At 69.6% G+C, this 7,789-nt stretch carries 9 protein-coding genes and 3 pseudogenes; 6 read left to right on the top strand and 6 right to left on the bottom strand.

What is annotated here, in order from left to right:
* The coding region (locus AB0I73_RS39335) for an MFS transporter (protein ID WP_363045195.1) at positions 1-235 on the top strand (235 nt) is incomplete at its 5' end.
* 18 nt (positions 236-253) lie between these two features.
* Here the strand turns inward: AB0I73_RS39335 and AB0I73_RS39330 are convergent.
* The 5 genes and pseudogenes from AB0I73_RS39330 to AB0I73_RS39310 all read right to left on the bottom strand — a co-directional run.
* Positions 254-679 (bottom strand): annotated as a pseudogene (locus tag AB0I73_RS39330) (PP2C family protein-serine/threonine phosphatase); the annotation flags it as partial.
* 176 nt (positions 680-855) lie between these two features.
* A pseudogene (locus AB0I73_RS39325) lies at positions 856-1,029 on the bottom strand (integrase core domain-containing protein); the annotation flags it as partial.
* Between the two features lie 47 nt (positions 1,030-1,076).
* Positions 1,077-1,481: a hypothetical protein gene (locus AB0I73_RS39320; RefSeq protein WP_363045194.1), complete on the bottom strand. Its 405-nt coding sequence runs from the start codon at positions 1,479-1,481 to the stop codon at positions 1,077-1,079.
* Positions 1,482-2,045: 564 nt separating this feature from the next.
* On the bottom strand, positions 2,046-2,702 hold the full coding sequence (locus AB0I73_RS39315) for a response regulator transcription factor (protein WP_363045193.1): 657 nt from the start codon (positions 2,700-2,702) through the stop codon (positions 2,046-2,048).
* Positions 2,699-3,937, bottom strand: coding sequence for a histidine kinase (locus AB0I73_RS39310; RefSeq protein WP_363045192.1), 1,239 nt, complete (start codon positions 3,935-3,937; stop codon positions 2,699-2,701). The genes AB0I73_RS39315 and AB0I73_RS39310 overlap by 4 nt, the downstream gene beginning before the upstream one ends.
* Before the next feature lie 276 nt (positions 3,938-4,213).
* Here AB0I73_RS39310 and AB0I73_RS39305 point away from each other — a divergent pair, with 276 nt between their 5' ends.
* The 3 genes and pseudogenes from AB0I73_RS39305 to AB0I73_RS39295 form a co-directional block, all read left to right on the top strand.
* Entirely contained in the window at positions 4,214-5,224 is a 1,011-nt protein-coding gene (locus tag AB0I73_RS39305; RefSeq protein WP_363045191.1) for an ABC transporter ATP-binding protein, read from the top strand.
* A complete protein-coding gene (locus AB0I73_RS39300) occupies positions 5,221-6,228 on the top strand; it encodes an ABC transporter permease (protein ID WP_363045190.1) in 1,008 nt (335 codons plus the stop codon). The genes AB0I73_RS39305 and AB0I73_RS39300 overlap by 4 nt, the downstream gene beginning before the upstream one ends.
* Positions 6,229-6,346: 118 nt before the next feature.
* Positions 6,347-6,478, top strand: a pseudogene (locus AB0I73_RS39295) (metal-sensing transcriptional repressor); the annotation flags it as partial.
* 82 nt (positions 6,479-6,560) lie between these two features.
* Here AB0I73_RS39295 and AB0I73_RS39290 read toward each other — a convergent pair.
* Positions 6,561-6,692, bottom strand: coding sequence for a hypothetical protein (locus AB0I73_RS39290; RefSeq protein WP_363045189.1), 132 nt, complete (start codon positions 6,690-6,692; stop codon positions 6,561-6,563).
* 106 nt (positions 6,693-6,798) lie between these two features.
* Between AB0I73_RS39290 and AB0I73_RS39285 the strand changes: the two genes are divergently transcribed.
* On the top strand, positions 6,799-7,506 hold the full coding sequence (locus tag AB0I73_RS39285; protein WP_363045188.1) for a transposase: 708 nt from the start codon (positions 6,799-6,801) through the stop codon (positions 7,504-7,506).
* 60 nt (positions 7,507-7,566) lie between these two features.
* On the top strand, positions 7,567-7,789 hold a 223-nt coding region (locus tag AB0I73_RS39280), incomplete at its 3' end, for a hypothetical protein (protein WP_363045187.1).

Genomic DNA, 7,789 nt, shown 5'->3' with positions numbered 1-7,789 from the left:
CGCCGAGGGATCCAGCGCCGGTGCGACCGTGAACTGGCTCTCCAACTTCGCGGTGAGCCTGGTGTTCCTCCCCCTGATCTCGGCCATCGGGGAAGCGTCCACCTTCTGGATCTTCGCCGCGATCTGCGTCCTCGGCGTGGGGTTCGTCGCCCGGTTCGTCCCCGAGACGCGGAGCCGTCACGCCGACGAGGTGGGTGCGGACCTGCACCGGCGGTGGCGCGTGCCGACGGCGTGAACGAACGCCGGGGCCGGGCTACGCGCCGTGCTCCGGACGGCCCGTTTCCGGGGTGACGGCGAAGAGCGCGGCGTCGTCCTGGAGACGTCCCCCGGTGTGCCGGGAGACGGCGGAGAGGACGGCGTCGAGTACCGCGTCCGGATCGGGCGGGAAGTGCCGGGACAGCGCCGGGACGGGGTCGAAGAAGACCCCGTCCGCGTCGCGGGCTTCGTTGATGCCGTCGGTGTACAGCACCAGGGTGGCCCCGACGGGCAGGTCGAACAGGTCGACCGGGACCTCGTCGCCGGCGCCGAGAACACCAAGGCCCAGCGGCAGCGCCGACGTGGCCGGTTCCAGCGGGAGCACCTTGCCGCCGTGGACCAGCAGCGGCGCCGCGTGGCCCCGGTTGGCGACGCGCAGCACGGAGGAGTCGGGCGGCAGCTCCGCGACGACGGCCGTGGCGAACGACTCGGCCTCCGCTCCACTCGCGTGTCTGCGGCGCTACCCATCACCTGCTCCGAACCAGACTGTGGGCTGCACCGAGTTTCGTAGAGTCCGCGATCGTGTGATCAAGCGGTCTGCGGGGCTTCCTCCAGGCTCGCCCAGTACGCCTGCTCGTACTCGTCGAGTGGGACGCAGCCCAGGGCGGAGTGGAGTCGTTCACCGTTGTACCACGCAACCCACTGGAAGACGGCCCGCTCGACCTCGTCGAAGCCCCGCCACGGGCCCTGATGCTCGATCAGTTCGGCCTTGAACGTACCGTTCAGGGCCTCGGCCATCGCGTTATCATACGAGTCTGCGACCGAGCCGAGGCTCCGACCTCCGCCAGTCGCTCTGTGTAGCGACGACCGATTGAATCCGCCTATCGGCCGTCCTTGCTGATGGCCATGTGCCGCGGGTCGCGGGCCACCGCGACCTGGGTGAGCTCGGTGCGGGACTCCAGGTCCACGATGGACACCGTGTTCGACCCGGAGTTGGACACCAGCAGGTACCGCTCGCCCGGCACGAGGCCCAGGCCACGCGGGCCGGAGCCGACGGTGATGCGGGCGGCCTCGCGGCGGGTCAGCGCGTCCAGCTCGGAGACCGTGTTGGTACTGGTGTTGGACACGAAGTCACGGCCATTACAGGTAAACTTCACACTGCCTCGCGGGGCGTTGCCGACCGAGATCTCCTTGCGGACCTCGTGCACGGAAGGCCCGTCCTTGCGGATCACGGTGATCTGCCCGGTGTCGGTGTCGGTGTCGGTCAAGTAGATCTCAACGGTCACCTCGTTGTCTCCAACTGTTGATGTCCGCCACTGGCCGCGGCGGCTGAGATTGCCCGAGCGACGCTACGTGCCGCATCCGCTAATGGTCCATGCCATTGAGAAGCCTGACTGAAACGCGTGTGCTTGACAGCCAGGAGGGCCCAGCCGGAGGCACTGGCCGTGCATGACGCAGGCCGCACTGGACGGCCAGTGCCGCTGTCAATCTCGTTGCCTGGCAGTTCACTTGGCGGCCGAGGCAATCGCACGGCGATGCTTCTCACCCCTCGCCCCGTGAGGGCCGAACCGTCTACCTCATGACGCCCCTGGCACACAGACTCAGAACCGGGTGGCCAAAAGGGCCATGCTTCGGCCAATGGCAGCTGCGGACGGAGGTCGCGAAGGCGCTCACAGCCGAGGTCCCAGGCTTTGGTAGCGTCGGGTCTGGTCGATCGCGCTGTTCGCGAGCGAGGTCGACCATGCGCTCGCGGCGCCGGTTGTTGATCGCGTCGACCCGGAGGACCGTCAGGGCCCGGTCGACGCCGAGCTCGCCGGCGCGGGCCATGAACGGCGGCCACCGAGCGTGACTCATCCCCGTCCCTCCACCAACCCCGACTCCCAGGCCCAAGCCGCGATCTCCACGCGGTTGCGGGCGGACAGCTTCGTCTGAACATTTCCGAGGTGGGTCTTCACCGTGCCCACCGAGATGGTCAGCTTGTCGGCGATCTCGGCGTTCGTCAGGCCTCGGGCGACCAGGCGCACCAGGTCCTTCTCCCGCTCGGAGAGTGCGGTGTGCGGCTCGCGCGGAGCGGGCGCGGCGCTGTTGAGCTGCCGCAGCAGTCGGACCGTGATCGCCGGGCTCACCAGGGCCTCGCCGGAGGCGGCCGCCCTGATGGCCTCGACGAGCAGGGCGGGGCCCGAGTCCTTGATGAGGAAGCCGGAGGCGCCTTGGGTCAGGGCGCGTTGTACGTACTCGTCGTCGTCGAACGTCGTGACCACCACGACCTTCGGTGGGTTCACCGTCCCGGGACGCGTCAGTCTGCGCAGCGCCTCCAGGCCGTCCATGCGCGGCATGCGGATGTCCATCAGGACGACGTCCGGGCGGTGGAGCTCGGCGAGTTCCACGGCGTGGACCCCGTCCGTGGCCTCCCCGACGACGTCGATGTCGTCCTCCGCCTCGAGGATCATCGCGAACCCGGCGCGCACCATGGCCTGGTCGTCGGCGATCAGTACCCGGATCGTCACGAAGCCGCCGCCCCTGCCGTGGCCGTCCCGGCCGCCGACACCCCGGCCGTCGACACCGGAAGCGTCGCCTCCACGCCCCAGCCGCCGCCTGTCACCGGCCCCGCCTGCACGCTTCCGCCGATCAGGCCCACCCGCTCGGCCAGCCCATGCAGCCCGAAGCCGCCATGCGAGACGTGACGCGGCCGTCCGTCGTCGCTGACCCGTACGGTCAGCCGGTCCTCCGAGCGGCTCACCCGTACCCGTACCTCCGTACAGGCTTGGGCGTGTTTGCGTACGTTGGTGAGGGCCTCCATCACCACCCGGTGCGCCGTGGTGGTCACCTCCACCGGCAGATCGTCGACGGCCCCCTCAAGGTCGAGCCTGGCCCGCGCGCCACCCACCGCCGAGAACTCCTCGACCAGCGACCGCATCTCGTCGATCCCCGCCAGCGGCGTCACCGCCACCTCCCCGTCGGCGTCGCGCAGCATCCCCACCATGTGCCGCATGGAGGTCAGCGCCTCCGAGCCGGCCTGTTCGATCCGCCGCAGCGCGGGCGGCACGAGTTCGGGGCGGCGGTCCGCGACCGCCTGGGCGCCCTGCGCCTGTACGACGATGCCGGTCACGTGGTGGGCGACGAAGTCGTGCAGGTCCCTGGCGAACTCCGTCCGCTGTTCGAGACGCAGCGCCGCCGCCTGCCGTCGCCGGTCCACCAGGAGCAGCCGCGTCCCGAGGCCGACGCCCAGCGCCGTGACCGCGGCCAGCGCGAAGAGCAGCGCCATGATGATGGTGGACTGCCGCACCGAGACCGCCACCGGCCGCAGCACGATGGCCGTGCACAGCACGGGCACGGCCGCCACCACCCACGAGGGCGTCCCCCGCCGGGCGACGACCAGCAGGAGCCACACCAGCGCCGCCGGTTCGGCGAATCCCATGGCCTGCGAACCGACCACCATCTCCATGTGCAGCCACACCGAGAGGCAGAGCGAGACGACCGCGAGCGCGCAGGCCGCCATCGGCAGCGACCGGTCCCCGTCGAACCGGGACGAGGCAATGGCCACTCCGACGGCCAGCAGGGCGCCGAGCAGCTTGGTGGGGCCGTGGTCCTCGATCCAGTAGAAGCCGGCCAGCAGGTCGAGGAGGACGAGGCCGGCCAGGGCCGCGACCAGCAGCACCCATGACGGGGCGGGCAACAGCCGCGTACGTCCGTTCCCCCGCGTGACCGCGGGTGCGGTCGCCCCGGTCGCCACCTCCGTCACGTCCTTCACCTCTCTCGGCTTGCTCAACATCCCGCCACGATCTCGCACACCCGAGATCTCTCGCACCGGCCGAAAGTCGGAGCCTGCCGCGCATGATCTGTCTTTCGCCCGATACCCCGCGGGCGGCGGCCGAGCAGAGTTGTGTCCACCGGAAGCGGCGTAACCCTCCCTGGCACCTGACACGGAAGTACGTCGCCACCACGGCCAACGCCACCGTAGTGCGGACCCTCGAAGGTCCCCCACGGCCCCCCACCACGTACAAGGAGCCACCCACCCATGGACCACGCGACGATGCACCTGGGAAACGGACCGGGATCGCGGTGTCCCGCAAGGACGTCCCCGCAGTCCCCCGAGCCCGCGATCGAGGCCCACGGGCTCGGCAAGAAGTACCGGCGGGGCTGGGCCCTGCGCGACGTCTCCTTCCGGCTGCCGACCGGGCGGGTCTGCGGCCTCGTAGGACCCAACGGCGCCGGCAAGAGCACGCTGATGGGCCTGGCCACCGACATGATCCGCCCGACGGCCGGCGCGCTGCGGATCTTCGGCGCGGCCCCGGGTTCGACGGAGGCGGTCCTGCGCACCGCGTTCCTCACCCAGGAGAAGCCACTGTTCCGGCGCTTCACCGTGGCCGAGACGCTGCGGCTCGGCCGCGAGCTGAACCCCCACTGGAACCAGGGGATCGCCGAGGGCGTCGTCCGCGCGGGCCAGGTGCCGCTGGCGGCGAGGATCGGCACGCTGTCCGGCGGTCAGCGCACCCGCGTCGCCTTCGCCCTGGCCTTCGGAAAGTGCCCTGACCTGCTCATCCTCGACGAGCCGATGGCCGACCTCGACCCGCTGGTCCGCCGCGAGCTCATGGCCACGCTGACGGCGGCGGCAGCCGAACGCGGCACGACGGTACTGATCTCCTCGCACATGCTCGCCGAGCTGGAACACATCTGCGACTACCTCCTCGTCGTCGCGAACGGCGGCCTGCGTCTCGCGGGCGAGGTGAACGAACTACGGGCGGCACACGCCCTGTTCGCGGTTCCGCCGGGCACCTCGTTCCCGGCCGGGAGCCCGCACCGGGTCATCGGTTCCGAGTCTCCCGGCGTCGAGGGCCGACCCGGCGTCCTCGTACGGCTCGGCGCCCCGATCCAGTACGGCGGACAGGCCGAGCCGCCCACTCTGGAGGAGCTGCTGCTCGCCTACCTGCGCTCACCCGACACGCCCCCGCTGATCGCCCCCGGCGCCCAGGTCGGCGACATCCACGACATCCTCACCCGCGACCGGCAGGAGGCTGTGACCGCATGACCACGCTCACCCACGACCCGGCCCGTACGGCCCCCGACGCACGCCCTGCACGCAAGGGCCCCCGATTCGGCGGCCTGATCTGGCTGGTCTGGCGCCAGCACCGTGCGGCGTTCTGGACCCTACTCGCCCTGACGCTCCTGACGACGCTGGCCATGATCTACCTGCGCGGTCAGCTGACGGACCACCTCGCCACGTCCCCCCGGAAGAGCCTCCCGCCCGACATCGAGAAGTACACCGGCCGCCTGTTCAGCGTCGGAAGCTACCTGGGCTACGCCCCCATCCTGGCGGGTGTCCTGATCGGCGCCCCGTTGATCGCGGGCGACCTGGAGTCCGGCACCGCAAAGCTGGTGACCTCGCAGTCCGTCAGCCGCCTCCGCTGGCTCACCACGAAGCTCGCGATGCCCGCCGCGCTGATCGCCCTGTCCACCACCGTGCTGGGCGCTGTTTTCACTTGGTGGTGGAACCCGGTCAGGAGCCGTGCCGACAACCTGGAGTGGACGAGCAGCGCGTTCTTCGACGTCACGGGGGTCCTGCCGGCGGCCTACGCCCTGCTCACCTTCACCGTGGGTGCGGCGATCGGCATGCTCCTGCGACGCACGCTGGTGTCGATGGTGGTCACACTCGGCACAGTGGTGGCGATCGGCTTCATCTGGGACCGCTTCCGCCTGAACCTGGGCCATGTCCTGTCGGTCACCACCCACAAGGGCGTAGGCCCCGACGCCCGGCAGCCGGAACTGCCCGCCGGTGCGGTGCAACAGGGCCAAGGCACGTACTTCCTCACCGACTCGGGAGCCCGCCTGGACTGGACGACGTGCCTGGACAAGATGGAGAACACCGCCCGCACGTCCTGCCTGGAGTCGAAGCACGTCATCGGCTACGCGGCCGACTACCTCCCGGCCTCCCAGATGCAGCCGATGCAGTGGCTGGGAGCAGTCATCATGCTCACAGCCACCGCGGCCATCGTCACGTTCATCCTCGTGTGGGGACGGAAGCGGCTCTTGTGAACCGTAGGCCCTGCAGGCCCCGTCGCTACCTCCTCGTCCGACTCCGAGTCCGATCTGGCTTGGCTCGCCGCGGTCACGGTTCCGTGAACGGCTCTGCCAGTGCAGGGAGCGCGGCTTTGAGGAGGGGCGGGACCTTGAGGACGTGGTTACGTATCTGGCTGCGGCGTGACGGGCGCTGGACACGGCTCAGTTCACGATCATTGCCACGGGGTTGCAGCACTGCCTGATCGGACACGACCGTTGCCTGTGACTGGGAGCAGATGCGTACCGGGTTGAGAAACTGTTCCTTTCTTTGGCCCGAGCTCATGGTGTCCCGCGCCGGATTGCCTGGTTCAGGTGAGGACGTCGATGAGCATGAAGGCGGCCCCGGCCAGCAGCACGACGGCGAAGGTACGTTGCAGCAGAGTCCCAGTGAGCGATTCTGTCGGGGATCTTGAGGTTCCCAGGTGGAACGGCGTGGTCATCGGGCAGGCTCGGCTTGGTTCCGAAGGTCGACTGCCGTACATACGAGGTGAGCCGGTGTCCCTCCGTCCCCGCTCTGGCGAGCAAGTTCCGCCCTCGACTGCGCGGGTGGCGCGGGCAAGCAATCCGAAGGGCACGACGGCGATGTGGGTGAGAGACCGGCTGGACGGGCTGTGGCACGACGAGGACTTCGACGACTGGTATCCACGGGACGGGCGGCCTGGCCTGTCTCCGGCCCAGCTCGCCACGGTGAGCATGCTGCAATTTCTGCTGAACCTGTCGGACCGTCAGGCGGCCGAGGCAGTGCGCTGCCGGATCGACCCCCGACGCCTGCACGAGCTCCAGGCCCGCAACCGCGCCGATCAGCAGGACCCGCAGTGGCAGCGGCTCTATGCCTCACGCTCCGGCGTCGAGGGCACCATGAATGAGCTCGTCAACGGCCATCGGATGCGCCGCTGCCGCTACCACGGCGTTGCCAAGGCCCATGTCCAGCACGTCCTGACCGCGATCGCCGTCACCATCGAACGCCTCAGCACCCAGGAACCGGAAGACGCCGCCTACCGTCCCCCGTTCACCGACGGCATTCCAGCGGTACCTCGACGACAACGAATTGCCCCGGCCCCGCTGGTGGCGCCAAGGACAATGATCAAAAATTCTAAAGATCCCCGACAGAATCAAGCTCAGCCACATCGGTCCGGGGCTCGGCATATCTGGTGCTCGCCCCGCCGGTGCACGTGTCTCCAGCCCTCCACGAGCGCATGGCAAGTCGAACGGGTCATCGGAGCGGCAACCGGACGGACCTGCCTGCGGTGTTGAGCGCATCATGGCCAGCAGGCCATCGCGCCGCGGTGGCGAGTGCTCAGGTTGCGTCATACGGTGAGCGAGGAAGCGTTCCCGCGGGCACTCGATGGGGTCGGCGCCAGGGCGCCGATCAGGGCCATCGTCCAGCCAGAGGCGGCTCCGCTGCCCGTCACGTGCTTGGTCTCCGCTTGGGATCAGGGCTTCGTCGGTGATCGTCAGGAAGGGGCGCGTGCCATGCGCGCACACTCCCAGGACCCGGTGCCCCAGCCGGTGCTGTCCCCACTGACGAACGCGGCGA

Source organism: Streptomyces sp. NPDC050388, from assembly GCF_040655635.1.
GTDB lineage: Bacteria > Actinomycetota > Actinomycetes > Streptomycetales > Streptomycetaceae > Streptomyces.
This window is presented reverse-complemented; position numbering and strand designations above follow the sequence as displayed.